Origin of the sequence: Streptomyces wedmorensis (assembly GCF_000716445.1) — a bacterium.
Lineage (GTDB): Bacteria > Actinomycetota > Actinomycetes > Streptomycetales > Streptomycetaceae > Streptomyces > Streptomyces wedmorensis.
In genome coordinates, this window is record NZ_JNWK01000040.1 from 90087 (window position 1) to 114885 (window position 24799).

23 protein-coding genes are annotated in these 24799 nt (G+C 72.7%); 13 read left to right on the forward strand and 10 right to left on the reverse strand.

What is annotated here, in order from left to right:
• The first annotated feature begins 54 nt into the window (after positions 1 to 54).
• From OO54_RS27940 to OO54_RS27965, 6 genes are all read left to right on the forward strand, one after another.
• Positions 55 to 1161 carry a hypothetical protein gene (locus tag OO54_RS27940; protein ID WP_033207732.1) on the forward strand — a complete coding sequence of 369 codons (1107 nt, stop codon included), beginning with the start codon at positions 55 to 57 and terminating at the stop codon, positions 1159 to 1161.
• 117 nt (positions 1162 to 1278) lie between these two features.
• Positions 1279 to 2877, forward strand: a complete 1599-nt coding sequence (locus OO54_RS27945) for a M48 family metallopeptidase (protein ID WP_033207735.1) — start codon at positions 1279 to 1281, stop codon at positions 2875 to 2877.
• A gap of 77 nt (positions 2878 to 2954) precedes the next feature.
• Complete coding sequence (locus tag OO54_RS27950) at positions 2955 to 4073, forward strand: hypothetical protein (protein ID WP_033207737.1); 1119 nt, start codon at positions 2955 to 2957, stop codon at positions 4071 to 4073.
• Positions 4070 to 5143, forward strand: a complete 1074-nt coding sequence (locus OO54_RS27955; RefSeq protein ID WP_051787238.1) for a hypothetical protein — start codon at positions 4070 to 4072, stop codon at positions 5141 to 5143. Before OO54_RS27950 ends, OO54_RS27955 begins: the two co-directional genes overlap by 4 nt.
• A 176-nt stretch (positions 5144 to 5319) precedes the next feature.
• A complete protein-coding gene (gene msrA, locus OO54_RS27960; RefSeq protein ID WP_033207740.1) occupies positions 5320 to 5982 on the forward strand; it encodes a peptide-methionine (S)-S-oxide reductase MsrA in 663 nt (220 codons plus the stop codon).
• Positions 5983 to 6163: 181 nt separating this feature from the next.
• Entirely contained in the window at positions 6164 to 8398 is a 2235-nt protein-coding gene (locus OO54_RS27965) for a protein kinase domain-containing protein (RefSeq protein ID WP_033207742.1), read from the forward strand.
• Positions 8399 to 8423: 25 nt separating this feature from the next.
• Here OO54_RS27965 and OO54_RS27970 read toward each other — a convergent pair whose 3' ends face one another.
• Positions 8424 to 9758, reverse strand: coding sequence for a BTAD domain-containing putative transcriptional regulator (locus tag OO54_RS27970; RefSeq protein ID WP_033207813.1), 1335 nt, complete (start codon positions 9756 to 9758; stop codon positions 8424 to 8426).
• A gap of 116 nt (positions 9759 to 9874) precedes the next feature.
• On the opposite strand from OO54_RS27970, the gene OO54_RS27975 reads away from it, so the two are divergent.
• Positions 9875 to 10429, forward strand: coding sequence for a hypothetical protein (locus tag OO54_RS27975; RefSeq protein WP_033207744.1), 555 nt, complete (start codon positions 9875 to 9877; stop codon positions 10427 to 10429).
• Positions 10430 to 10526: 97 nt separating this feature from the next.
• Here OO54_RS27975 and OO54_RS27980 read toward each other — a convergent pair whose 3' ends face one another.
• The gene (locus OO54_RS27980; protein ID WP_033207745.1) at positions 10527 to 11795 is read right to left on the reverse strand and encodes a L,D-transpeptidase; all 1269 of its coding nucleotides are present in this window, start codon (positions 11793 to 11795) and stop codon (positions 10527 to 10529) included.
• Between the two features lie 236 nt (positions 11796 to 12031).
• Positions 12032 to 12373, reverse strand: coding sequence for a hypothetical protein (locus tag OO54_RS27985; protein WP_017239775.1), 342 nt, complete (start codon positions 12371 to 12373; stop codon positions 12032 to 12034).
• A 112-nt stretch (positions 12374 to 12485) separates the two neighbouring features.
• Between OO54_RS27985 and OO54_RS27990 the strand changes: the two genes are divergently transcribed.
• Entirely contained in the window at positions 12486 to 12752 is a 267-nt protein-coding gene (locus tag OO54_RS27990) for a hypothetical protein (RefSeq protein WP_017239774.1), read from the forward strand.
• Positions 12753 to 12819: 67 nt separating this feature from the next.
• On the opposite strand, the gene hutH is transcribed toward OO54_RS27990, so the two are convergent.
• The 5 genes from hutH to OO54_RS28015 form a co-directional block, all read right to left on the reverse strand.
• Positions 12820 to 14364: a histidine ammonia-lyase gene (hutH, locus tag OO54_RS27995; RefSeq protein ID WP_033207748.1), complete on the reverse strand. Its 1545-nt coding sequence runs from the start codon at positions 14362 to 14364 to the stop codon at positions 12820 to 12822.
• Positions 14365 to 14492: 128 nt separating this feature from the next.
• A complete protein-coding gene (locus tag OO54_RS28000) occupies positions 14493 to 15644 on the reverse strand; it encodes a GGDEF domain-containing protein (RefSeq protein ID WP_033207751.1) in 1152 nt (383 codons plus the stop codon).
• A 107-nt stretch (positions 15645 to 15751) separates the two neighbouring features.
• On the reverse strand, positions 15752 to 16546 hold the full coding sequence (locus OO54_RS28005) for an enoyl-CoA hydratase/isomerase family protein (protein ID WP_033207753.1): 795 nt from the start codon (positions 16544 to 16546) through the stop codon (positions 15752 to 15754).
• Positions 16547 to 16613: 67 nt separating this feature from the next.
• On the reverse strand, positions 16614 to 17783 hold the full coding sequence (locus tag OO54_RS28010) for an adenylate/guanylate cyclase domain-containing protein (RefSeq protein WP_033207754.1): 1170 nt from the start codon (positions 17781 to 17783) through the stop codon (positions 16614 to 16616).
• A 206-nt stretch (positions 17784 to 17989) separates the two neighbouring features.
• On the reverse strand, positions 17990 to 18835 hold the full coding sequence (locus tag OO54_RS28015; RefSeq protein ID WP_017239770.1) for a biotin--[acetyl-CoA-carboxylase] ligase: 846 nt from the start codon (positions 18833 to 18835) through the stop codon (positions 17990 to 17992).
• A gap of 134 nt (positions 18836 to 18969) precedes the next feature.
• Here OO54_RS28015 and OO54_RS28020 point away from each other — a divergent pair, with 134 nt between their 5' ends.
• On the forward strand, positions 18970 to 20574 hold the full coding sequence (locus OO54_RS28020) for an acyl-CoA carboxylase subunit beta (RefSeq protein WP_033207756.1): 1605 nt from the start codon (positions 18970 to 18972) through the stop codon (positions 20572 to 20574).
• A gap of 28 nt (positions 20575 to 20602) precedes the next feature.
• Positions 20603 to 20815 (forward strand): acyl-CoA carboxylase epsilon subunit, encoded by a 213-nt coding sequence (locus OO54_RS28025; protein WP_017239768.1) that lies wholly within the window; start codon positions 20603 to 20605, stop codon positions 20813 to 20815.
• 88 nt (positions 20816 to 20903) lie between these two features.
• On the opposite strand, the gene OO54_RS28030 is transcribed toward OO54_RS28025, so the two are convergent.
• Positions 20904 to 22298 carry an MFS transporter gene (locus OO54_RS28030; protein WP_033207758.1) on the reverse strand — a complete coding sequence of 465 codons (1395 nt, stop codon included), beginning with the start codon at positions 22296 to 22298 and terminating at the stop codon, positions 20904 to 20906.
• A gap of 35 nt (positions 22299 to 22333) precedes the next feature.
• On the opposite strand from OO54_RS28030, the gene OO54_RS28035 reads away from it, so the two are divergent.
• The 3 genes from OO54_RS28035 (at position 22334) to OO54_RS28040 (ending at position 24018) form a co-directional block, all read left to right on the forward strand.
• The gene (locus tag OO54_RS28035; RefSeq protein ID WP_418953281.1) at positions 22334 to 23002 is read left to right on the forward strand and encodes a TetR/AcrR family transcriptional regulator; all 669 of its coding nucleotides are present in this window, start codon (positions 22334 to 22336) and stop codon (positions 23000 to 23002) included.
• A gap of 69 nt (positions 23003 to 23071) precedes the next feature.
• A complete protein-coding gene (mmpB, locus tag OO54_RS48395) occupies positions 23072 to 23200 on the forward strand; it encodes a morphogenic membrane protein MmpB (protein WP_017239765.1) in 129 nt (42 codons plus the stop codon).
• Between the two features lie 212 nt (positions 23201 to 23412).
• Positions 23413 to 24018, forward strand: coding sequence for a nucleoside triphosphate pyrophosphatase (locus OO54_RS28040; RefSeq protein WP_033207760.1), 606 nt, complete (start codon positions 23413 to 23415; stop codon positions 24016 to 24018).
• A 4-nt stretch (positions 24019 to 24022) separates the two neighbouring features.
• On the opposite strand, the gene OO54_RS28045 is transcribed toward OO54_RS28040, so the two are convergent.
• The gene (locus OO54_RS28045) at positions 24023 to 24472 is read right to left on the reverse strand and encodes a hypothetical protein (protein ID WP_033207762.1); all 450 of its coding nucleotides are present in this window, start codon (positions 24470 to 24472) and stop codon (positions 24023 to 24025) included.
• Positions 24473 to 24799 lie beyond the last annotated feature (327 nt).

Consider the following 24799-nt stretch of genomic DNA (forward strand, 5'->3'; position numbering starts at 1 on the left):
GCGCACACCCCGGCGCCCGCGATCGTCTCACCGGGTGTCCTGGACAATGGACACATGGAGATTCTCTGGTTCCTGATCGCGCTGGGCCTGCTGTTCGGCGTCCTCGGCCCCTACGTGCTGCGCCGGCGGCGTGACGGGATCAAGGTGGTCGCCCCGGGCGCGCCGGACGCGGCCGACCCGGAGGCGTACGGGTTCGTGCGGCAGGAGGACCAGGACGTACGGCTGCCGGGCGCGGACGACGACCTGCTCGACGTGCTCGACGTCGTCCAGGCCACCCAGGACTGGCGGGCGGCGGCACAGCTGCTCGCCGGCACCGACAAGGCCGGCGAGGTCCGCTGGCAGCGCGTCCAGGCCTTCGCGGGCGCGGCCTCCCTGGAACTGCGGGACAGGCCGGGCGTCGGCGGCGCGTGGCTGCGCTCGTGGCGGGCCGAGGCGCCGAAGGACCCGGGCGCCGCCGCCGTGCACGCCGAGTTCCTGGTGCAGCAGGCGTGGCGGTCCTCGTCTGCCGGGACCGACGACTTCCGGATCATCCTCGAAGAGGCGCGGAAGGTGTGCGCCGAGGCCGCGCTGCTCGCGCCCGGCGACCCCGTGCCGTACATCGTGGAGCTGGCCGTGGCCCGCGGGCTCGGCTACCCCCACGAACAGTTCGACCAGCTGTGGGCGAAGGTCATCGACCGGGCGCCGGAGCACATGGGCGCGCACCTGGCGGCCCTGCACTACTGGTGCGAGAAGTGGCACGGCTCCCGTGAGGAGGCCGACCACTTCGCGACGACGGCCGCCGCCCGTGCGCCGCGCGGGTCGCTGCTCGCCGCGCTGCCGCTGTTCGCGGTGCACGAGCACGTGCCCGAGGTCGTCCTCGTGCAGGACTTCTTCCGTACGGCGGTGGTGTCCAAGGCCCTCGACGGCGCGCTGTACGCGGTCCACTCGGCCCGTCACGACGACCCGATGCTCGCGCACGTCCGCCATCTGCTCGTCTGGTTCCTGGTGCGGGCCGAGCGCTGGGCGGAGGCCATGCACCAGCTGGTCCGGGTCGACGGCCACGTGGGCGCGGTGCCGTGGACGCTGAGCGGGGACCCGGCGGAGACGTACACGCTCTTCCGGAACCTGGCCGTCGCGGGATACGAGGCGAACGGCGGGAGCCCGGCGACGCTGCCGCGGTAAGCCGTCGGCGGGGCCCACCTGCGGGAACGGTGTGGACGGTGGTCGGTGCGGTGGGTCATACTCCGGCCCCACCGTCCATATGATCATCACGCCGTTCCCGTGGGGGGAATCAGCCCGATGGGCGCAACCCTGCGCGCGCTGCGCGCCCTCGTCCTGATCGCCGGCTTCCATCTGCTCGGCCTCGTCCTGCTCTGCGCGCTCGGCGCCGTGGACTGGGCCGCCTACCGGTGGGCGCCGGCCGGCTGGGCTCTCAAGTTCTACGTCGTCAGCTTCCTGCTCGCGGTGCCCGTCGTACGCGGCATGCTCCTGCTGCGGACGCCCCGCGACGAGGAGGTCGCCGGCATCCCCGTCACCGACGCCGACGAGCCCCGGCTCTGGGCGGCCGTGCGGGAACTCGCCGAGCGCGTCGGCACCCGCGGGCCCGACGAGATCAGGCTCACCGCCGACATGAACGCGGCCGTCACCGAGGAGGCCCGCCTCCTCGGCCTCATCGGCGGCACCCGCCGCCTCTACCTCGGGCTCCCCCTCGTCGCCGGCCTCTCCGACGCCCAGCTGCGGGCCGTGCTCGCCCACGAACTCGGGCACTACGGGAACTCCGACACCCGGCTCACCGGGATCACCGAACGCTGCCGCGTCCATGTCGCCCGTACCGTCGACCGCTTCGAGGAGAAGTCCGGGCAGACGATCGCCAAGGAGCGCGCCCGCCAGGAGCGGAAGTCCGCCAAGCGGGTCGCCAAGGGCAAGTCCGCCCGCGAGGTCGACACCACCGGCGTCGGCTTCACCTACCGCGCGATGGCCCGGATCTACACCGCGTACGGCCGCTTCTGCATGCGCGCCACCCAGAGCGGATCCCGCCGCCAGGAGCTCGCCGCCGACCTCGGCGCCGCCCGGATCGCCGGCCGCGACGCGACCGCCTCGGCCCTCCGCGCGCTCCCCGTGCTCGACTCCGCGCACGAGTTCTACCTGAGCTCGTACGCGACGCTCGGCGTCGAGTTCGGGATGCTGCCGCCGCGCGGGGAGGTGTTCGGCGGGGTGCGCCGGCTCCTCGACGCCCGCGCCGAGGAACTGGCCGGGCTGTGGGAGGCGTTGCCCGACGAACCCGCCTCGCCGTACGACTCGCACCCGCCGACGGCCGAACGCGTCGCCGTCCTCGAAGCCCTGACCGACGACGGGCGCGGCGCCGAGGAGGCCCGCCCCGCGTTCGGCCTGTTCACCTCGCCCGAGGCGGTGCTGATCGACGTCGAGGAGGCCACCCTGGCCCCGGAGGCGCTGCTGATGCGCCGCCTCGACTGGCCCGACCTGGTCCACGAGGCGATGACCGCGCGGTACGTCCAGGACGCCGAACCGGTGCGCGAGGCGCTGGGGCCGGCGGCCGCGGACGCCGAACCGGCCGCCCTCCTCCGCGACTTCCTCGACGCCGTCGACGCCGGCACCGCGTGGGACGTCGTCGGCCGGCTGCCGCGGTCCGACGAGGCCGCCGCCGCGACCGGCCGCGCCGCCCGCGAGTTCGCCCGCTCCTCCCTCCGGCGCGAACTCGCCCGCCTCACGACGGCCGTCCTCGCCGCCGACGGCCGCGCCCGCTGGCAGCTCTCCTGGTCGGACCCCGCCTCCCTGCACCTCCCCGACGGCTATGCCGCCGCTCTCCCCGCCGCCCTGGACGCGGCGATCACGGACCGGCCGGACACCGAACCCCTGCGCAAGCTGCTGGCGGGCTGACCACCGGGCCCCGGGCCCGTACCCGTCGGCCGCCTCCGTCCTCGAACCCTCGAACCTCGAACCTCGAACGAGACAACGTGATCATCCTGCTCTGGGTCGTCCTGACCCCCCTCGCCCTCGGCCTGCTCGCCATCGGCCTCCGCCTCCTCAACGCCGTCGTCCGCGGCTACATCGAGGGCTCGCGCGCCGACCCCCACGCGGCCAGGGCGGCGGCGCGCGTCGCCGCGCTCAGCCTGCTCGACGCCGAACGGCAGCACACCGAACTGGCCGCCCCGCTGCCGCCCGCGGTCGCCGTCGCGCTCGCCGCCGCCCCGGCCGGTGACTGGGAGCCGGCCGCCGACCTGCTCGACGCGACCGCGGCGGCCCGCGACTGGGAGCGCCGCACGTTCCTCTGCGAGCAGCTCGCGGACCTGGCCGCCGACGACGACACGTGGCTGCGGGCCTGGGAGGAGTCACGGCCGGGCGACCCCGGCGCGGCGCTGGTACGGGCCCGTGGGACGGTCTTCCTGGCGTGGAAGGTGCGGGGCGCGAAGCGGGCGGCGGCCACCACGGAGGAGCAGTTCGAGGGCTTCCACCGCACGCTGACCCGGTCCCGCGAGGAGCACCTGCGAGCCGTGGCCCTCGCCCCGGTCGACGACCCCTCCCCCTATGTGGGCGAGATCTGGACGGCGATCGGCCTCGGGCTGCCGCACGACGAGATGCGGCGGCTCTGGCGGGAGATCACCGACCGGGCCCCGCACCACTACGAGGCCACGTTCTCGGCGCTGCAGTACTGGTGCGGCAAGTGGTGCGGTTCGGCCGAGTCGGCGCGCGCCTTCGCCGTACGGGCCGCCGCCGGGGCGCCGCCCGGGAGCCTGATGACGGCCTTCCCGCTGATCGCCCACTACGAGCACGACGAGTCCGACTCGACGGACGTGGACCGCACCCCCGAGATGTTCGCCGCGGTCGACGCGGCCCTCGCCGACGTGGCCGCCGCCGACCCCGGCCATCCGCGCCTGGCGGAGGTACGGCACCTGCTCGCGTACTACCTGTACCTGCAGAACCGGTGGGACGAGGCGCTGGAGCAGTTCCGCCTGCTGGACGGTTACGTCGGTGCGGTGCCCTGGCGGTACAAGGGGGACCCGGCGGCGGAGTTCTGCCGGATGCGCGACGAGTCCGCGCGGTACGCCACGCCCGGCGCCCGGGAGGCCTCGTGAACACGGACATCGCACGCGTCGTCGTCCTGGTCGCCGTCGGCGCCATCTGCTTCCTCGTCTACCGGCACCACGCCTCCGGCCCCACCCCGCCCGACACGCCGCCGCCCGGGTTCCTGCCCCCGTCCCGGCAGAACACCACGTTCGCCGGCCCCGACCCCGCGCTGCACCCGGCCATGGGCATCGCGTCCCGAGGCAGGTGGGAACCGGCCGCGCGGCTGCTCGCCGCCACCCGCGAGAAGCGGGACTGGGCGCTCCGCGGCGCGTACGTCGGGGCCTTCGCCACGGTCGCCGTGCGGCCCGACGGCGGCGAGGCCGCCTTCCTCACCGCCTGGGAGCAGGCCGTCGGACCGGACGACCCCGACCTCGCCGCCGTCCGCGCCGAAGCGGTGGTCGAGCTGGCCTGGCAGCTGCGCGGCTCGGCCTGGGCCAAGGACACCAGCCAGGAGCGGTTCCGCAACTTCCACGGCGTGCTCGCCGCCTCCCACGGGGTGATCGCGCACGCCGTGGAGCTGGCTCCGGAGGACCCGACGCCGCTCCTCGCCGACGTGTCGGCGGGAATCGGGCGCGGCCGTTCGCACGAGGAGATGCGGGCCCTGTGGGCGCGGATCACCGCGCTCGACCCGTACCACTGCGGGGCGCACCTCCGCGCCCTCCAGTACTGGTGCGCCAAGTGGCACGGCTCCGAGGAGCTGGCGACGTCCTTCGCCCGGGAGGCCGCGGCCGCGGCCCCGGCGGGGTCGCTGCTCACGATGCTGCCGCTGCTCGCCTGGCTCGAGCACCAGCCCGACATCGACAAGCCGCCGCGGTACCGCACGCCCGAGGTGACCGCCCTCGTCGACGCCGCCCTCGCGGACGTCGCCGCAGCCCACCCCGACCACCCCTGCCTCCCCCGCGCCCGCCACCTCCTGGCGTTCTTCCTCACCCAGCAGGCCCGGTACCCGGAGGCCGCGGTCGAGTTCCGCCGTGTCGACGGCCATGTGGGCGCCCCGCCCTGGGTGTACTTCGACGACCCGGCGGCGGCGTACTGCCACTGGCGTGACCGGGCGGTACGGGGCGGCCGACGGCGCTGACGGAGGCGTACGGGACAGGCCGTGCCGAACGCGGACGGAGGCGTACCGGACAGGCCGGCCGAACGCGGACGGAGGCGTGCGGGCCGGTCACCGGGGCGCCGGTCGCGGGCCGGGAGGGAATCCCTCCTCGGTCCGCGGCGTTGTGTCCTTCGCCGACCGTCGAGGAGAGATGCAGCATGTTCCTGTCCCGCACCCCCGTCCTCCCCACCCCCGAGCAGGCCCTGCGCGGCCGCCCCGAGCCGGAGTTCTCCGTCCCGGAGCGCCACACCGTCCTCGGCAACCCGCTCCTCGGCCCCTACCCGGAGGGCCTGGAGGTCGCGGACTTCGCCCTGGGCTGCTTCTGGGGTGCCGAGCGCAAGTTCTGGCAGACCGACGGCGTCTGGACGACCCTCGTCGGCTACCAGGGCGGCCTCACGCCGAACCCGTCGTACGAAGAGGTCTGCTCCGGCCTGACCGGCCACACCGAGGTCGTCCGCGTCGTCTTCGACCCCGCGAAGGTCTCGTACGAGTCCCTGCTCAAGCTCTTCTGGGAGTCCCACGACCCCACCCAGGGCTTCCGCCAGGGCAACGACGTGGGCACCCAGTACCGCTCCGCCGTCTACACCCACACCCCGGCCCAGGCCCAGCAGGCCGCCGCCTCCCGCGACGCCTACCAGCGGGTCCTCACGGGCTCCGGCTACGGCGAGATCACCACCACCGTCCTCCCCGCCGACGAGACCCGCCCCTTCTTCCCCGCCGAGGCCTACCACCAGCAGTACCTGGACAAGAACCCGGCCGGCTACTGCGGCATCGGCGGTACGGGCGTCTCCTGCCCGATCGGGGTGGCGAAGGCCGAGTAGCCCCCGGCACCGCCGCCATCGCGTCGTGTCGGCCCCTCGGGTCAGGAACCCGCGGGGCCGGCACGAACCCGGCCGACTCCGACTCCGCACGCCTATGGTGACGCCGTCCCGGGGGCAATATGGTCATCTCTCCGGGGGAGGGCAGCCGTCCCTCCGCGAAGATCCGGTGGGTGGGAATCACATGAACAAAGCCGTCATCGTCGGCATCGACACGTATGCCGACGCGCCCCTCTTCGGGTGCGTCAACGATGCCCAGGACGTTGCCTCGTGCCTCTCCTTAGGCCAGTACGACTTCGACAGCCTGGTCCTGCTGAACGGCCGGGCCACACGGGCCAACATCCTCAGGGAACTGAACCAGATCGCCTACAGCGAGGAACACCAAGGGCAAGGAAGCATCCTTCTCTTCTACTTCGCGGGGCACGGTCAGGTACTCGGCCAGGCGGGACACCTGGTGACGCATGACGCGGAGAACTTCGACCCGGGGATCGCGCTGGCTCACCTGGCCCAGCTCATGGAATCCGCCAGCCTCAAGTTCGATCACGTGGTGTCCATCCTGGACTGCTGCCACTCCGGCTCCGCCTTCACCTGGTCCAACAGCCGCCCGCTCAGCCCCGCCGACGTGGAGCGCGAGGTGCGAGCGGTCAACGAGAGCCGTTGCGTGCTCGCCGCCTGCCGGCCGGAGGAGGAGGCGCAGGAGGCCGACGGACGGGGCATGTTCACCGAGTTGCTGACGGACGCCCTCCTCGGCGCCGCCGTGAACTGGGACGGCGACGTCACCCTGATGAGCATCTACGAGTACGTCGCCAACGCCATGCCCGAGGACATCCAGACTCCCGTCTTCAAGGGGGACGTGGCGGGCACGGTCGTGATCGGGCAGGGTTTCGAACCACGCCAGGGCCGCCAGATCGACAAGAGCGAGCTGAACCAGGTCCTCTCGAAGGCCCAGAACCTGATCGACCAGTACTACTACCTGCAGCTCGCGGAACTCACCGAACGCACCGTGCGGCTCTCCGGGGGAGCCAAGAGGTGCGCCACCGAGCTCGAGAGGGTGGTGGAGTGGTTCGAGGAGACCGAGCACGATCTGCCCGACGTACGCCGCCACCCGGACTGGGACGACCTGACCCGCCGGCTCAGGGAGTTCCGCAAGCACCTGTCCGAGGTCAGCGTGGGCGAGGAGACCCGGTTCGGCAAGATCATCCGCCATATCGGGCACGGCGGCTACGGGCACGTGTGGGAGGCCGAGAACGAGAAGGGCGAGCGCTTCGCCGTGAAGCTCTTCCACGGCAACGAGCTCGACGACGCCGTGAAGGTGCAGCGTTTCGGCAACGGCTACCGCAACATGCGCGACCTGCACCACCCGCGCATCGTGCGCGTACACAAGATCACCGCCGCGCCCTACGGATTCAGCATGGATTCCATCCAGGGCGACAACATGCGCAAGTTCTACATCGAGCGAAACGGAAACGCCGAGGCCATCGTCCGCCTCATGATCGACATCTGTGAGACGGTCCAGCACGCCCACTCCCAGAAGGTCCGCCACCGCGACATCAAGCCGGAGAACATCGTCATCTCGTACGGCTCGGACGGACACCTGGAGCCGTACCTGACCGACTTCGACCTGGCGTACCACGAGACGAACCGCACGATGACGGCCAACTTCGGCGTCGGCGGAGTCCTCAGCTACGCCGCTCCCGAGCAACTGTACGAACCCAACGCGAAGACGGCCCGCAGCGAGACCGTGGACGTCTTCAGCCTCGCCCAGTTGATGTTCTTCCTGGTCACGGGCCGGGACCCCAACCCCGAGAACTTCACCAAGAACCACGAGATCCTCGCCCACGAACTGTCGAACTGGGTCGACGACCGTGCGTCGGTACAGCTCTTGGAGCTGTACAAGAGCGCCACGGCGAAGGCTCCGGCCGACCGCCCCCAAACAGTGATCGACTTCGTCTCCCCGCTGCGCTCGGCGGAGGCCATCATCCAGGTCGCCAGCGGTTCCGACGACGTGCCCGAGGAAGACCTCTGCCGCCGCATCGGCCAGCTCTACGTCGGCATGGGCAGGTACGAGGCCGGCGACGGACAGGTGCGGATGCCCAGCCAGTCGGGCCAGGTGGAGATCGTCGCCCGGCTCAAGTCGCACAACCCCCCCAACACGGCGGTCGTGGAGATCGAGTGTTCGGTGAACGGCAACATTCCGGTCGGTTCGTTCAAGTCCGGAAAGTCCGCCCGGGAAACGATAAACAACCGCCTCGACAAGATGCTGAGCAAGCGGCACGGACACACGGTCCAGCGCCACCCCGGCAGCAAGGGGGCGTACCAGGTGTTCGTGACGATCGCCGACGTGAAGTTCGACGTCACCGGAGTCACGCGCGTGTGCGACATCATCGACACGACGGTCAGCGGCATCGAGAGCTGGTAGAGCGCCGACGGTCGCACCCGTCCGCTCAGGACCGGCCGGCGCCGCAGGTCGCCGTCGCGCACCAGCGGCGGCGGCCGGTCGTGTCCGGGAAGAGCCAGCCGCAGTCGTCGCTGGGGCAGGCGCGGAGGGTGAGGCGGCGGGGGTCGGCGAGGAGGTCGGCGGCGGCGCGGGCGGTGGCGAGGAGGGGGAGGCGCAGGCCTGCGGCGGGCGGGAGGCGCCAGTGGGCGAGGCCGTCCTCGTCGAGTTCGAGGACGGCGGCGCGGGCGGCGCCCTCGGCTGCCGTGGCGACCGTGCGGAAGGCGCGGAGGTCGGTGGGGTCGGTGAGGCAGGCGTAGAGGGCGGTACGGAACGACCTGGCCTCCGCGAGGGCGTCGGCGGCTTCGGCGGGCCGGGCGCGTGCGGTGTCGAGGAGCCGGTCGACGTCGGGGTCGTCGGCGAGGGCCTGGTGTCCGGCCCAGACGGCGAGGGTGCGGTAGGTGCGCAGCCAGTCGGAGCCCGGCACGGCGGGGGCGCGGTGCCAGCCCGCGTAGGTGTTGCAGAACTCCAGGGCCGGGTGGCCGCCGGTGGACCAGGGGAGCCATTCCTCGCGGACGCGGACCGCGTAGAGCGGGGCCGGGGGGCGGTCGAGCCGGGGGTCGGCGTTCAGGATGCGTTCGTGGAGCGTGGTGAGGGCCGGGCCGGGTTCGACGCCGAGTTCGGTGACGAGGTGGTCGCGGGTGGCGCGGTGGAGTTCCAGGGCCTCGGTCTGCCGGCCGGCCCGGTAGAGGGCGGTCATGTGGGCGGCCACCAGCCTTTCGCGGCCGGGGTGTTCGCCGGTGAAGGGGGTGAGGTCGGCGAGGACCCGGTCGTGGAGGCCCATGGCGAGCTGGGCCTCGGCACGCTGTTCCAGCGCGGTCAGGCGCAGTTCGACCAGCCGGCCGCCGAGCCGGTCCCGCTGGGTCCCGTCGAGGGTGTCGGCGAGGAGGGGGCCGCGCCAGAGCGCGAGGGCCGCGTCGTGGCAGCGGACCTGTTCGCCGGGGTCCGCCGCGAGGGCGGCCCGGCCGGCGAGGTCCAGGAACTCCCGTACGTCCACGGCGTGTCCGGTCACGTCGACCGCGTAGCCGTCGTGGCGGGTCTCGACGGTCACGCCGTACGGCCTGAGCGCGGCCCGCAGCCGGCCGACGTACGTGTGGAGGGTGGCGCGGGCGCCGGCGGGCGGGGTGCCGTTCCACAGGAGGTCGGCGAGCCGGTCGGTGGCGACGGGGCGGCCCGCCTCCAGGAGGAGGATCGCGAGCAGGCACCGCTCCTGGCGGCGGCTGCCGAGCCGCACGCGGCGCCCTTCGTGGCGGGCCTCGAAGGCACCGAGCAGGGTGAAGTCCATGGTGCCGGTCACCTTAGGGGGTGTCCGGAGCGGTGCCCTGGGGCGTGGTCAGGATCCGGTCAGGGGGCGGGGGGAGGGTGACGCCCGTTCACGTTCCCGCTCACCGAGGAGTTCTCTTGAAGCGACGGATTCTCGTGCCCCTGGCGGCCGTCTGCGCCGTGCTGGCCGTCACCACTTCCGCCGGCGCCGACACCGGTACCGCCGCCGCCGGCGCAGGCGCAGGCGCAGGCGCAGGCGCCCCGAACGACGGCTGGGAGCCGGCGCCCTCCCCTTCCTGGTCCCATCCGGCCGGGGCGCGCTGCGACTTCGCCGTCCAGGGTTCGCCCGTGGTCGACGAGGTCGTGCGGCGCACCCTCGCCACGTACGAGGACGGGACGAAGGTCGTCGAGTACAAGGGCGATCTGGTGGTCCGGGTCGTCAACTCCGCGACCGGCGCCTCGTACGACGCCGACGCGAGCGGCCGGGCGGTGGTCGAGATCCGTCCGGACCGCTCCCAGTCCTGGTACGTGGTCGGGCCGATCCTCGCGGGCTTCGGCGAGGGCGGCGGGAACGTGCCGCGCGGCCTGTACACGGTCGACGGCGCCTACACCCTCACGGTCTCCCCCACCGGGTACAAGACGCTCACCCAGCTGCACGGTTCGACCGAATCCCTCTGCGAGAAGGTGGGCTGACGGTCGCCGGACCGGGCGCCCTGCGGACCCGCGCGGCCGGACGCGCGAGTGGCCCCCTCCCGGAGACGGGAGGGGGCCACGGGCCCGTGTGTCCGGGTCAGACCGCCGAGCCGGCCTTCCACTCCGACCAGCTCATGTTCCAGCCGTTGAGGCCGTTGTCGGGCTTGATCGTCTTGTCGTCGGAGTTCTTGACGATGACGACGTCGCCGACGATCGAGTGGTCGAACAGCCAGGCGGCCATCTGGTTCGGGTCGCCGGCGCCCTTGACGTCGGCGAGGCCGACGCAGCCGTGGCTGGTGTTCACGGAGCCGAAGATCGACCGCGCGCCCCAGTAGTTGCCGTGGATGAAGGTGCCGGAGGTGGACAGGCGCATGGCGTGCGGCACGTCCTTGATGTCGTACTCGCCCTTGCCGTCGTCGTCGGTGAAGCCGACGGTGGCGCCGTTCATCCGGGTCTCCTTGAACTTCTCGGAGATCACCATCTGGCCGTTGTAGGTGGTGTTCTCCGGGGAGCCGGCGGAGATCGGGATGGTCTTGATCGTCTTGCCGTCCTGCTTGACCGTCATGGTCTTGGTGGCGACGTCGACGGTCGAGACCTGGTTGCGGCCGATCTTGAAGGTGACGGTCTTCTGCTGGACGCCGAAGACCCCGTCGGCGCCCTCGACGCCGTCGAGGTCGAGCTTCAGCGTGACGGTCGAGCCCTCGGCCCAGTAGTCGTCGGGGCGGAAGTCGAGGCGCGTGGAGTTGAACCAGTGCCCGACGACCTCCTGGCCGGAGCTGGAGGAGACGCTGATGCCGCCCTGGACGGCCTTCTTGTCGGTGATCGACTTGTTGAAGTTGATCGAGACGGGCATGCCGACGCCGACCGTCGAGCCGTCCTCGGGGGTGAAGTTCCCGATGAAGCTGTTGGCCTGCGAGACCGTGGTGAAGGAGGAGTTCTCGTGGGCCTCCAGACCGTCCGCGTCGGCGGCGGTGGCGGCGATCTTGTAGACCGTGGCGCGCTTGAGCGGGCCGGAGGGCGTCCAGCTGAGGCCGTCGGCCGCTATCTCGCCCTTGACCTCGGTGCCCTCGGCGGAGGTCATGGTGACCTGGGTGAGCTTGCCCTCGGTGACGGTGACCTTGGCGTCGTTGTTGATGGAGGCGTTCTGCGCGCCGTTCTTCGGCGAGATGGTGATCTGCGCCTTGGAGGTCTTCTGCGCGGCCGCCTCGTCGACCTGGGCCTGCGACTGTGGCGTGGGAGATCCGGAGGCGCTGCCGTCCTTGTCCCCGTCGTTGCACGCCGAGAGCACCAGCACGCCACCGAGCACGGCGGCCGCGGCGGCCAGGCTCTTGCGGCGCTTGCCGTCCGTCATCACACGCTTCTCCATCGTCGCCGATTCCCTGCCGGATCTTGCTACATCTACTTGAATACCCATGACACCCCGTCCGGTTCCGGAACCGGACGGTTTGTGGGGAACACCACTGATCGACACGCACCGGCGGAGCGTCCGGTTCCCGGCAGCTCCCGACGCGTCGGCCGACCCGCACGGGAAAGGCCCCGGGACACCGTCCCAGGGCCTTCGATCAGGGCGTTCACCGGCGGCGCTGCGGCCGGCGCCCGCCCCTACGGCCGGTCGTCGTCGTCTTCCTCGTCCCCATCTTCCTCGCCGAGGTCCCACTCCAGCGCATCGGGGTCGTACTCGACCTCCTCGGTGCTCCAAGAGGCCTGGACCATCTCGATGCCGGGGACGTCGCGGATCAGGTCGAACGGCTCGACGAGGTGGGCGAGCGCCTCGGCGCTGTCCTCGGTCGCGGCGGCGCGGGCCTGCACCCGCTCCTCCTCCGGCATGAACTCGTCGCCGTCGATCCGGGCCTTCGCGGCCTCGATCAGCTCGGCCGGCCCGTCGATCTCCAGGACGACATCGACGCGAAGACGTACATAGCGTGCTGTCTCAGAAGTACTCATGGGTCGGAGCGTAGGGGTCGGGAGGGCCTCGGCTTTCCCGCGACCCGCTGTGTTCATTAGCATCTGCGCACCGACCAATTCGCGGTTTCCGCAAGGGGGGATCGAAATTTCCGTGTCCGCCGCCCGACGCCCACTGCTGACCGCCACCGCCGCGGGGACGCTGCTGTGCGCCCTGTGGTTCGTGCCGTCCGCGAACGCCACCGACGAGCAGGGCGGGGTCCGGGTCGGGGTGAGTCAGGACGGCCCCGTCGCCGAGGGGCGCCTGGCCGACACCGGCCGGCTCGACACCACCCCGTACGTTCTGGGCGGCACGGGCTTCCTCGGCGTCGGCGCGGGCTTCGTGGCCCTCGCGATGCGCCGGCGCGGCCGGGCGTTCTGAACTCCCCTACGCACGAGGGCCCGCCCCCGGAAACCGGGGGCGGGCCCTCGTCACCCGCGGGTGATCGTCACGCCAGCGGGCCGGTGACCGGCTCCACGGCGGCGACGAGCTTCCCGTCGCGGACGAAGGCGTCGGCGGCGGCCAGGTCGGGGGCGAGGAAGCGGTCCGGGCCGGGGCCCTCGACGCCGGCCGCGCGCAGCGCGTCGATGGCGGCCCGCGAGGCGGGCGCCGGGGTGAGGCCCTCGCGGAGCTCGATGCCGCGGGTGGCGGCGTACATCTCGACCGCGATGATCCGGTTGAGGTTGCCGATCGCGGTGCGCAGCTTGCGGGCGGCGGACCAGCCCATGGAGACGTGGTCCTCCTGCATCGCGGAGGACGGGATGGAGTCGGCGGAGGCCGGGACGGCGAGCCGCTTCATGTCGCTGACCAGGGCGGCCTGCGTGTACTGGGCGATCATCAGGCCCGAGTCGACGCCGGCGTCGTCCGCGAGGAACGGCGGCAGGCCGTGCGAGCGGTTCTTGTCGAGGAGCCGGTCGGTGCGGCGCTCGGCGATGGAGCCGAGGTCGGCGGCGGCGATCGCGAGGAAGTCGAGGACGTACGCGACCGGGGCGCCGTGGAAGTTGCCGTTGGAGCGGACCTGGCCGTCGGGGAGGACGACCGGGTTGTCGACGGCGGCGGCGAGCTCGCGCTCGGCGACGAGCCGGGCGTGGGCCATGGTGTCGCGGCCGGCGCCGGCGACCTGCGGGGCACAGCGCACCGAGTAGGCGTCCTGGACGCGCGGCGCCTCGCCCGCCTGGGCGTGGCCGGTGAGGCCGGAGCCCTTGAGGACGGCGAGCATGTTGGCGGCGGAGGCGGCCTGGCCGGGGTGCGGGCGGATCGCGTGCAGCTCGGGCTCGAGGACCTTCTCGGTGCCGAGGAGGGCTTCGAGGGAGAGCGCGGCGGTGATGTCGGCCGACTTGTAGAGGGTGTCGAGGTCGGCGAGGGCCATGACCAGCATGCCGAGCATGCCGTCGGTGCCGTTGAGGAGGGCGAGGCCCTCCTTCTCCTTGAGCTCGACGGGCGCGATGCCGGCGGCGGCGAGCAGCTCGCCGGCGGGCTTGACCACGCCGTCCGGGCCCTCGGCGTCGCCTTCGCCCATGAGCGCGAGGGCGCAGTGGGAGAGGGGGGCGAGGTCGCCGGAGCAGCCGAGGGAGCCGTACTCGTGCACGACCGGGGTGATGCCGGCGTTGAGGACGTCGGCCATGGTCTGCGCGACCTCGGGGCGGACGCCGGTGTGGCCGGAGGCCACGGTCTTCAGCCGCAGGAACATCAGCGCGCGGACGACCTCGCGCTCGACGCGCGGGCCCATGCCGGCGGCGTGCGACCGGACGATGTTGCGCTGGAGCTGGGCGCGGAGCTCGTGGCCGATGTGCCGGGTGGCGAGGGCGCCGAATCCGGTCGAGACCCCGTAGACGGGCTCGGGCTTGGCGGCGAGGGCGTCCACGATCTCCCGCGCGGCGGCCAGCGCGGCCACCGCGTCGGTCGACAGCTCGACGCGGGCGCCGTGGCGGGCGACGTCGATGACGTCCTGCGGGGTCGTGCCGGACGTGCCGAGGACGACGACTGTCTGCATATCCATATTCAGCACCCTACGGATTGAAGACCGACATGTCACTAGGGGAATGTGTCACTGTCCCGACACACCGCGGACCCTTACCGGTCGAGGAGGCCGGCCGGAGCGTCCGGCAGGCCCCGGCCCCGTCAGGACGGTTCGGGCGGGCGGGGGTTCGGCGGGGGTTCGGCGGTGGGGGCGTCGCGGAAGCGGCGGCGGTCGCGGGCGCCGGGCGGGGCGTCCGCGAGACGGATGACGGTGCCGTGGCGGCCGGCGACGACGGGCTTGGCGGAGCGGTCGGCCTTGGCCTGGTACTGGGCCGCGTCGGCGAGCCGGAAGAGGCGGCGGGCGGACTTGAGGGGGCCGATGGGGTCGCCGGTGGAGGCCACGCCGCAGGCGACGCCCTCGCCGAGTTCCAGTTCGGCGGCCCGTACGCAGAGTTCCTCGGCGACGGCGACGACCTCGTCCGCCGTGGGGCCGACCGCGAGCAGGCAGAACTCGTCGCCGCCCAGGCGGGCCGCGAGGGCGCCGGGGAGCCGGGCGCCGCAGCGGGAGAGGACGGAGCCGAAGCGTTCGAGGAGACGGTCGCCGACGGCGTGGCCGTGGGTGTCGTTGACCCGCTTGAGGCCGTTGAGGTCGCAGACCACGAGGCTGACCACGGAGCCGTCCACCCGGTAGCGCTCGATGGCCTCGTCGAGGCGGGTGTCGACGGCGCGCCGGTTGGCGAGTCCGGTGAGCGGGTCGGTGAAGGCCAGCTTGCGCACCTCCTCCAGGCGCTCGGCCTGGGCGATGCCAGCGGCGACGACCGCGGAGAGGACGGTCGCGAAGTCGGCGTCCGCCCGGGTGAAAGGTTTCGCCTCCGGCGGGCGGGCCACGTACAGCTCCCCCCAGGCCCGGCCGTGCAGCACGATCGGGGCGACCACGCAGCAGCCCCGGCCCCGCTTCCGCAGGCCCAGGACGCGGCCGGTGGGGACCCGGTCGGCGGCGGTCTCGACCCAGGAGTCGGGCTCGCCGCCGCCCGCCCACTGATCGTGCAGGAACTCGGTGATCTCGGGGAACTGGTGCACCGGATACGTCTCCGAGTCCGGGAACTCCTCCTCGCCCACGGCCCGCACCCCCGCGTTCACGAGGACCTTCAGCCGGCCGTGGTCCCGCTGCCAGACGGACAGGGCCGCGAACGTGCCGTCCAGCCCCTCACAGGCCCCGAGCGCCGCCGCCCGCCAGAACTCTCGCGGAGTGTGCGCCGCCGCCATCCCCTGCGCCAGCGCCACTACGGCCCGCAGCCGTACATCCTCTCCCATTCCTCCAGCTTAGGGAGGTTTGACCCGATTTCACCTTCGAGACGTCACCGTACGTGACATTCGGTGAAATTCGAGAGGAACACGGAAACCGGGACGGCGCGGGACTCCTACTCGCCCGGCCAGTTCGGCCTGCGCTTCTCGTTGAAGGCCGCGACGCCCTCCGCGCGGTCGCCCGAGAAGGCCACCGAGCGCCAGGCCGCGTCCTCGACCTCGAGGCCCGCCCGCAGGTCGAGCCCCTGACCGAGCCGCATCGCCTTCTTGGCGGCGCGGAGCCCGACGGGCGAGTTGGCCGCGATCCGGCCGGCCAGTTCGAGGGCGGCCGTCCGCGCGTCCTCCTCCAGGAGGTCCACGAGGCCGAGCTCGCGGGCCTCCGCCGCCTCCACCCGGCGGGCGGTGAAGACCAGCTCGGCGGCGCGCGCCGCGCCCACCCGGCGCGGGAGCAGCTGCGTACCGCCCCCGCCCGGGATGACGCCCACGGAGACCTCGGGGAGGCCGACCACGGCGGTCGCGTCGGCCACGATGACGTCGCAGGCGAGCGCCAGCTCGAAGCCGCCGCCGAGGGCGAAGCCGTGCACGGCCGCGACGGTCGGCATCGGCAGTTCCAGGACGCCGGTGTAGGCGGCGCGGGCGGTGGGCCGCTGGCGGACCAGTTCGGCGTCGGTGAAGGAGTTGCGCTCCTTGAGGTCGGCACCGACGCAGAAGGCCCGGTCGTTCGACGAGGTGAGCACGGTGACGCGGACCGAGGCGTCGGCGGCGAGCGCCTCGCAGGCGGCGCCGAGGGAGCGGGCCATCTCGGACGAGACGGCGTTCATCGCCTTGGGCCGGTCGAGGACGAGCTCGGCCACATGACCGTCCCCGTCCTTCCTGACCACCACGAACTCACCGAAGCGCTGCTCGGACATGACCGCACACCCTCCCGACCGCAGACCCGCCCGTTAACGGCTGTTAACCGGCGTTCACCGGGAGATCCTAGGCCCTGCCGGATCCGCCGGACAGGCCCTGGGTCGGACGGCGGGTCAGGAGCCAGGGCTCGATGACGCCGAGGCCTCGGACGGGGCGCTGCCACATGGGCTGCAGGGCGAAGCGGTAGCGGGCGGGCTCGCGGCCCTCCTTCTCGGCGCGGGCCGCGTCCTCGGCGGCCGCCGTCTCGGAGACGGGCGCCTCGCCGGTCCTGGACAGCTCCTCCGCGAGCGCGCCGTCGACGAGGACGGCGTCCTTCGGCGCTATCGAGGTGAGGCGGCTCGCGAGGTTCACGGTGGTGCCGAAGACGTCGCCCATCCGGGTCGTGACGGTGCCGAAGGCGATGCCGACCCGCAGCGCGGGCATCGTCTCGTCGTGGCTGAGGGTCTCGATCAGGCGCAGCGCGATCTCGGCGGCCGTACCGGCGTCGTCGGCGGCGTACAGCACCTCGTCGCCGAGGGTCTTGATGAGCCGGCCGCCGTGGGCGGCGACGAGGTCGGCGCAGGTCGTCTCGAAGGCCTCGACCAGCTCGCCGAGCTCCTCCTCCTCCAGGCGGCGGGTGAGCCGGGTGAAGCCGACGAGGTCCGCGAAGCCGACCGCGAGCCGCCGGTCGACCATCTCCTCGTCGTCGGCGGCCTGCACGACCCGGCCGGTGGCGGCGGCGAGCTGCCTGCGCCACACGTAGATCAGGAACTCCTCCAGCTCGGGCAGGAGCAGCTCGACCAGGGGGTACGTGACCTCCGTGCGGGTCATGCCGGGCTCGGGCGGCTCGGTCAGGCCCTCCAGGAAGGAGTCGATCTGCCATTCGGCCAGCCGGGCGGTGGTCTGGCCCGTGGAGCGGGCGACCTGCACCGCCATCGGCTCGCTGAGCAGTCCCGCCTCGACGAGGCCGGCGAGCCGGCGCAGGGCCAGCACGTCGGCCTCGGTGAGCGCCTTGGCCTGGCCGATGTCGGCGAAGCCCATGGCGCGCCAGAAGCGGGAGGCGAGCTCCATGGAGACGCCGGCGGTGCGGGCGGCCTGGAACGGGGTGTAGCGACGGTCCGCGCCGAGGATGAGCTGTTCGAGGCGGATGGCGAGGGGGTCGTCGCTCGGCTCGGCCGTGTGGTCGACCTCGTGGTGAGGGGTGGGGTACGTGGGGGGCTCGGGCGTGCCGCCCTCGTTCTCGTCGTCGACGGTCACCGGCCGCCTCCTGCCCGTTCCCTGCCCACTTGCCCTGCCGATCTGTCGCCTGGATCGCGCTCCACGATACGACAGGTGTGCGCTGGCTCACGCCGGAACGCTCACCCGGCCCCGTGGCGCGGGAGGCCCTCCGGGTGAAGTGCCCGGAGGGCGCGGCACCCATCGGGGGCGTGCCCACCCGTTCCGCCGGGGGCGGAGCGCATGCCCTAGGTCCGGAGGTGGACGATGTCGCCCGCGCCGACGGCTTCGGTGCCGCCGCCTTCGGTGGCGACGACGAGGCGGCCGTCGCCGTCGAGGGCGACGGCCTCGCCCTCCAGCATCCGTTCGCCGGGAAGGTCGGCGCGGACGCGGCGGCCGAGGGTGGCGCAGCCTGCGGCGTAGGCGGCCTGGAGGCCGGAGACGTCGGGGTCGCCGTCGGCCCGTACCCAGTCGCCGTACCACTGGCCGAGGGAGCGCAGGACGGCCCGCAGGAGGGTGTCGCGGTCGGTGGAGACGGCCCCGGCGAGGAGGAGGGACCCGGCGGCGGGGACGGGGAGTTCGTCCGCGCGGAGGGTGACGTTGATGCCGAGGCCGACGACGATGCCGTCCGCGCCGGCCCGCTCGGCGAGGATGCCGCCGGTCTTGCGTTCCTCGCCGTCGACGGAGACGAGGAGGTCGTTGGGCCACTTGAGGGACATGTCGACGCCGGCGGCCTTCGCGAGGCCGGTGGCGGCGGCCACGCCGGTGAGCAGCGGGAGCCAGCCCCAGCGGTGGACCGGCACCTCGGGCTTGAGGAGGACGGAGACGAAGAGTCCGGAGCGGGCCGGCGCCGTCCAGCTGCGGTCGAGGCGGCCGCGGCCCGAGGTCTGCTCCTCGGCGACGAGGACGGCGCCTTCGGGCAGCTCGTCGGCGCGGGCGGCGAGGTCGCTGTTGGTGGAACCGGTGGTGGTGACCACGTCGAGCGAGGTCCAGGGACCGTCGGGCGTCACGAGCGCGCGGCGCAGTCCGGGAGCGTTCAGCGGGGGCCGGTCGAGGTCGGACCAGGGTCCGCCGGAGCCTTGGGAGGACGTCATGCAAGCCAGAGTAGGTGTGGCAAAGACCGCAGTGCCGAACCGTATGTGCGTCGATACGCTACGGGTCAGTAGGTCAGCAGTAGCCCATTCGTAGTCAACGAACCCCCCGTGACCAGGCAGGGAGCCGCATCCCGATGTCCGAGCCGGCAGAGCAGTACGAGATCGACATTCACACGACCGCAGGCAAGATCGCGGACCTCAAGCGCCGTATCGACGAGGCCACTCACGCCGGCTCGGAGCGTGCGGTGGAGAAGCAGCACGCCAAGGGCAAGCTGACCGCGCGCGAGCGGATCGCCCTGCTCCTCGACGAAGGCTCGTTCGTCGAGCTGGACGAGCTGGCGCGGCACCGGTCGACCAACTTCGGCCTGGAGAAGAACCGCCCGTACGGAGACGGTGTCGTCACCGGCTACGGCACGGTCGACGGGCGCCCGGTCGCCGTCTTCTCGCAGGACTTCACCGTCTTCGGCGGGGCGCTCGGCGAGACGTACGGCCAGAAGATCATCAAGGTGATGGACTTCGCGCTGAAGACCGGCTGCCCGGTCGTCGGCATCAACGACTCGGGCGGCGCGCGCATCCAGGAGGGTGTGAGCGCGCTCGGCATGTACGGCGAGATCTTCCGCCGCAACACGCACGCGTCCGGGGTGATCCCGCAGATCTCGCTGGTCGTCGGCCCGTGCGCGGGCGGCGCGGTGTACTCCCCCGCGATCACCGACTTCACGGTGATGGTGGACCAGACCTCGCACATGTTCATCACCGGTCCGGACGTCATCAAGACGGTGACCGGCGAGGACGTGGGCTTCGAGGAGCTGGGCGGCGCCCGGACGCACAACTCGACCTCGGGCGTGGCGCATCACATGTCGGGGGACGAGAAGGACGCGATCGAGTACGTGAAGTCGCTCCTGTCGTACCTGCCGTCGAACAACCTCTCCGAGCCGCCGGCCTTCCCGGAGACCGCGGAGACCGAGGTGTCGGACGAGGACCGCGAGCTCGACACGCTGATCCCGGACTCGGCGAACCAGCCGTACGACATGCACAAGGTCATCGAGCACGTCCTGGACGACGGCGAGTTCCTGGAGACCCAGGCGCTGTTCGCGCCGAACATCGTGACCGGCTTCGGCCGGGTGGAGGGCTTCCCGGTCGGCGTGGTCGCCAACCAGCCGATGCAGTTCGCGGGTTGCCTGGACATCAACGCGTCCGAGAAGGCCGCGCGGTTCGTCCGCACCTGCGACGCGTTCAACATCCCGGTCCTGACCTTCGTGGACGTACCGGGCTTCCTGCCGGGCGTGGACCAGGAGTACGGCGGCATCATCCGGCGCGGCGCGAAGCTGATCTACGCGTACGCCGAGGCGACCGTCCCGCTGATCACCGTCATCACCCGCAAGGCCTTCGGCGGCGCGTACGACGTCATGGGCTCCAAGCACCTGGGCGCGGACCTGAACCTGGCGTGGCCGACGGCGCAGATCGCGGTCATGGGCGCGCAGGGCGCGGTCAACATCCTGCACCGCCGGACGATCGCCGAGGCCGAGGCCGCCAGCAAGGACGTCGACGCGGAGCGGGCGCGGCTGATGCAGGAGTACGAGGACGCGCTGCTCAACCCGTACATCGCGGCCGAGCGCGGTTACATCGACGGGGTGATCCTGCCCTCCGACACCCGCCCGCAGATCGTGAAGGGGCTGCGTCAACTGCGGACGAAGCGGGAATCCCTTCCCCCGAAGAAGCACGGCAACATCCCGCTGTAGGCCCCGTACGAGCGCTGAAGGAGCCGTTGTGATCAAGGTCGTACGAGGAAACCCGACGCCCGAGGAGCTGGCCGCCGCACTGGCGGTCGTTCAAGCCCGGGCCGCGGCCACGGCGGCGGCGTCCGCCGAGGGCGCCGGCCCGGCGGTGCCGGAGGGGTGGTCGGATCCCTCCCGCATCGCGCGGAAGGTACGGCAGCGTCCGGGCCCGCGGGCCTGGGCGAGGTCGTACTGGCCCGTCTAGCCGACACGTGACGAGAGGCCGGACCCCGTGTGCGGGGGGTCCGGCCTCTCGCGTACGCCGATCCCGTCGGGTACGGCGGAGGGGGCCGTCACGCGCGGGGGAGGAAGAGCCCGGCCAGGACGGCTCCGGCGGCGACGATCGCGGCGTTGACGAGGACCGCGAGGCCGATGCCGTCGAGGAGCACGGGGGCGGTGACGACGACGGCGCTCATGATCGGCGTGCCCATGGTGATGCCGATCTGCTGGGTCATGGTCGCGAGGCCGGTCGCCGCGCCCTGCTCGCCGTCGGGGATGCCCGAGGTGGCGGTGACCATGAAACCGACGATCGCGAGCATGTTGCCGACGCCGCCCGCGAAGGTCGCGGCGAGCAGCAGCCAGAGGCCGCTGCGGTCGTCGCCGAGCCCGTACAGGGAGAGGGTCGCGACGGCCTGGAGGAGTCCGCCGGAGACGAGGGCGGTACGGGCTCCGAAGCGGCCGATGAAGCGGGAGGCGGTCACCCCGCCGAGGATCGTGCCGGCGCCGAGGACGCCGAAGGAGAGCCCGGCGGCGAGCGGCGAGAAGCCGAGGACGTCCTGGAGGTGGAGCGTCATCAGGAAGACCAGCGAGGTCTCGGTGACGAAGGCGACGAGCCCGGCGGCGTTGCCCCAGACGACCGTGCGGCGCTTCAGGACGTGGAGGGGGACGAGGGGCGAGGCGGCGCGGCGCTCGACGAGGCCGAAGGCGGCGAGGAGGACGGCTCCGGCGGCGAGGGCGAGGAGGGCGGCGGGATCGGTCCAGCCGTGCTCGCCGGCGACGGTCAGGCCGTAGACGAGGGCGAGGAGGCCGCCGGTGACGGTGATCGCGCCGGGCACGTCGAGGCGGGGGCGGACCGCGGGACGGCTCTCCTGGACGACGGCGGGGGCGACGAGGAGGACGGCGAGGGCGACCGGCACGTTGACGAGGAAGGCCCAGCGCCAGGAGAGCAGGTCGGTGAGGACGCCGCCGAGGATCGCGCCGGTGGTGAAGCCCGCGGACATCAGGGCGCCGTTGAGGCCGAGCGCCTTGGCGCGCAGCGGGCCCTCGGGGAAGGAGGAGGTGAGCAGGGAGAGCCCGGCGGGGGTGACGGCGGCGGTGGCGAGGCCCTGGGCGACCCGGGCGGCCATCAGCACCTCCGGGCCGGTGGCGAGGCCGCCGACGAGCGAGGAGAGGCCGAGGAGCGCCATGCCGCCGAGGAAGAGGCGGCGGCGGCCGACGAGGTCGGCGACGCGCCCGAAGAGGAGGGTGAAGCCGGCGGCGGCGAGGGCGAAGGCGGTGGCGATCCACTGGAGGCCGCCGAGGGTGAAGCCGAGCCCCTGGCCGATGACGGGCAGGGCCACGTTCAGGATCGAGAAGTCGACGGCCAGCATGAACTGGGCGAGGAGCAGGACGACGAGGACGAGCCGCGTCCGGCCGGTCATGCGGGTTTCGGCGCGGTCCGCGGGGGCGGGGAGATCGAGGGTGACCATGCGAGACCCCTTAATGGGAAGCTGGTTCCGTTAAGATGTCCCGTACCGTAGCAGAGTCGATGGCGTTAATGGAACTGGAGACCCGTTTGAACGAGAGTCGGCCGGCCACGCCCGGCACCCTGCGCCCCGGCGGCCGCACCGCGAAGGTCCGGAGGGCCGTCCTCGACGCCACCCTGGACGCCCTGGCGGAGTCCGGCTTCCACGCCCTGAACATGGACCGGATCGCCGCGAGCGCCGGCGTCGGCAAGACCACCGTCTACCGCCGCTGGACCTCCCCCACCGGCCTGGTCGGCGACCTCCTGCACGACATGGCGGAGCAGTCCCTGCCCGCCGCCGACACCGGCACCCTCGCCGGCGACCTCCGGGCCAACGCCGAACTCGTCCGGGCCACCCTCACCGACCCCCGGATGGGCGCCGTCTTCCGCGCGGTCATCGCCGCGGCGGCCTGCGACGAGGAGTGCGCCCGCGCCCTCGCCGGCTTCTACCGGACCCGGCTCGCCGAATGGACCCCGGCCGTCGCCAAGGGCGCCGCCCGCGGCGAGGTCCCGGCCGGGACGGACCCCGTGGAGCTGCTCCGGGCCGTCTCCGCACCGCTCTACTACCGCTTCGCGGTCACCCACGAGGAGCTCGCCGCGGACGTGGCGGAACGGGCCGCGACGGCGGCGCTCGCGGCCGCGCGCGACGGCGTGTTCGTCCGCGAATAGTCCTTCGGCGCGGGGCGCCTGAGTATCCGTACTCAGGCGCCCCGCGGGCCGCGCCCGGAGGATCGGGGCATGCTGTGGTCCGACCCGAAGAACCAGCCCCCGAAGTTCCTGCGGGACATGCAGGCGATGCTCCGCCGCACCGGCGTGCTCCTGGCGCTGGCGATGGTGGTGGCGATGTTCGTCGCCAGCTCGCGATGAGCCGGTGACGGAAGCCGCGTCGCGGCGGCGCGCGTCGCCGACGGGCGACGAGCCGCGGACGGAGGCCGGTTCGGGGCGGCGCGCGTCGCCGACGGGCGACGAGCCGCGGACGGAGGCCGGTCCGGGGCGGCACGCGTCGCCGACGGGCGACGAGCCGGTGACGGGGGCCGGTTCGGCGGGAACGGGCGGGCGGTACTGACTACGCTGCCCCCATGACTGCTGACCCGCGCCGTGTCGTGCTCGCCTCCGCCTCCCCCGCCCGTCTCGGCCTGCTCCGCCAGGCAGGGCTCACCCCCGAGGTGATCGTGAGCGGTGTCGACGAGGACAAGGTCCACGCCCCGACCCCGGCCGAGCTGGCCCTCGCGCTCGCCGAGGCGAAGGCCGCCCACGTGGCCGCCAGGCCCGAGGTCTTCGGCGCGCTCGTGATCGGCTGCGACTCGGTCCTGGAACTCGACAAGCAGGCCCTCGGCAAGCCGGCGGACGCCGAGGAGGCCACCGCCCGCTGGAAGGCGATGCGCGGCCGGGCCGGCATCCTGCAGACCGGTCACTGCGTGTACGACACGGCCGCCAAGCGGTACGAGTCGGCGACCGCCTCCACCGTGGTGCGTTTCGGCGAGCCGACGGACCAGGAGATCGCGGCGTACGTGGCCAGCGGCGAACCGCTGCACGTGGCGGGCGCGTTCACCCTCGACGGGCGCTCGGCGCCGTTCATCGACGGCATCGACGGCGACCCGGGCAACGTGATCGGCCTGTCGCTGCCGCTGCTGCGCAAGCTGCTGCGCAAGCTGAACGTCGAGATCACCGACCTCTGGACCTGACCGCTCAGGCGGCCGCGGGCCCCGCCGCGGGTTCCGCCTCCGGGGTCTCCTTGCCGTACATCACCAGGGTGAGGACGAGCAGGCCGAGGACGAGCATCAGGAAGGCGAAGGCCTTCCAGCCGAGGAGGCCGACGGCGACCGCGCCGAGGATGCCGTGGACGACGGCGCAGCCGATGAGGAGCACCCTGCCGAAGCGGCCGGGCGCCCGGTCGCGGATGCCCGCGACGAGGGCGACGAGACCGCAGAGGACGAGGGCGGCACCGGAGCCGATGCCGAGCGCCCAGGTGCCGGTGACCATCGCGTCGGGGTCCATGCCGTCGAGCGACATGGCCTGCACCTCGACGAACCGCGCCATCACGGCGTTGATCGCGACGATGCCGGGCGCTTCGAGGAGGAGCACCGCCGCCGTCACGAGAGCTATCGGTCTGCGGGCCACCTCGGCCACCCCCTGCATTCGCTTGTTACCGACAGTACGATCGACAGCGCGAAGGCTACTGGCCGGTAAACACCGGGACAAGGGTTCGCACACGAACGGGCGGCGGCACCGGGTCCGCAAAGAATCGTTGAGCCATTCGTAGGGACTCGACAAAGAAACCCGAATGGCGACTGGCCGCATGAACAGAGACCTGCGCCACACCTCGGAGCTACTGTGCCGTAAAGGAACCCTGCGTACCGTGGTGCGACAAGGGAATTCACGACCCGAGCAGGCCCGGGGTCACGCTCCGTGTGGGCAAGCTCACCACTGGGGACGGGTCGAAAGGCCGTGTCGGCAGTCCCTAAA

Excerpts from the sequence above, each read along its gene's own strand:
- hutH (WP_033207748.1), bottom strand. The coding sequence starts at position 14,364 with ATGCAGACAGTCGTCGTCCTCGGCACGTCCGGCACGACCCCGCAGGAC.
- OO54_RS28035 (WP_418953281.1), top strand. The coding sequence starts at position 22,334 with ATGTCCCGTACCGTAGCAGAGTCGATGGCGTTAATGGAACTGGAGACC.
- OO54_RS28015 (WP_017239770.1), bottom strand. The coding sequence starts at position 18,835 with ATGACGTCCTCCCAAGGCTCCGGCGGACCCTGGTCCGACCTCGACCGG.
- OO54_RS28000 (WP_033207751.1), bottom strand. The coding sequence starts at position 15,644 with ATGGGAGAGGATGTACGGCTGCGGGCCGTAGTGGCGCTGGCGCAGGGG.
- OO54_RS27940 (WP_033207732.1), top strand. The coding sequence starts at position 55 with ATGGAGATTCTCTGGTTCCTGATCGCGCTGGGCCTGCTGTTCGGCGTC.
- OO54_RS28040 (WP_033207760.1), top strand. The coding sequence starts at position 23,413 with ATGACTGCTGACCCGCGCCGTGTCGTGCTCGCCTCCGCCTCCCCCGCC.
- OO54_RS28020 (WP_033207756.1), top strand. The coding sequence starts at position 18,970 with ATGTCCGAGCCGGCAGAGCAGTACGAGATCGACATTCACACGACCGCA.
- OO54_RS27970 (WP_033207813.1), bottom strand. The coding sequence starts at position 9,758 with ATGGACTTCACCCTGCTCGGTGCCTTCGAGGCCCGCCACGAAGGGCGC.
- OO54_RS28030 (WP_033207758.1), bottom strand. The coding sequence starts at position 22,298 with ATGGTCACCCTCGATCTCCCCGCCCCCGCGGACCGCGCCGAAACCCGC.
- OO54_RS27965 (WP_033207742.1), top strand. The coding sequence starts at position 6,164 with ATGAACAAAGCCGTCATCGTCGGCATCGACACGTATGCCGACGCGCCC.
- OO54_RS28045 (WP_033207762.1), bottom strand. The coding sequence starts at position 24,472 with ATGCAGGGGGTGGCCGAGGTGGCCCGCAGACCGATAGCTCTCGTGACG.
- OO54_RS27985 (WP_017239775.1), bottom strand. The coding sequence starts at position 12,373 with ATGAGTACTTCTGAGACAGCACGCTATGTACGTCTTCGCGTCGATGTC.
- msrA (WP_033207740.1), top strand. The coding sequence starts at position 5,320 with ATGTTCCTGTCCCGCACCCCCGTCCTCCCCACCCCCGAGCAGGCCCTG.
- mmpB (WP_017239765.1), top strand. The coding sequence starts at position 23,072 with ATGCTGTGGTCCGACCCGAAGAACCAGCCCCCGAAGTTCCTGCGGGAC.
- OO54_RS28005 (WP_033207753.1), bottom strand. The coding sequence starts at position 16,546 with ATGTCCGAGCAGCGCTTCGGTGAGTTCGTGGTGGTCAGGAAGGACGGG.
- OO54_RS27945 (WP_033207735.1), top strand. The coding sequence starts at position 1,279 with ATGGGCGCAACCCTGCGCGCGCTGCGCGCCCTCGTCCTGATCGCCGGC.
- OO54_RS27980 (WP_033207745.1), bottom strand. The coding sequence starts at position 11,795 with ATGGAGAAGCGTGTGATGACGGACGGCAAGCGCCGCAAGAGCCTGGCC.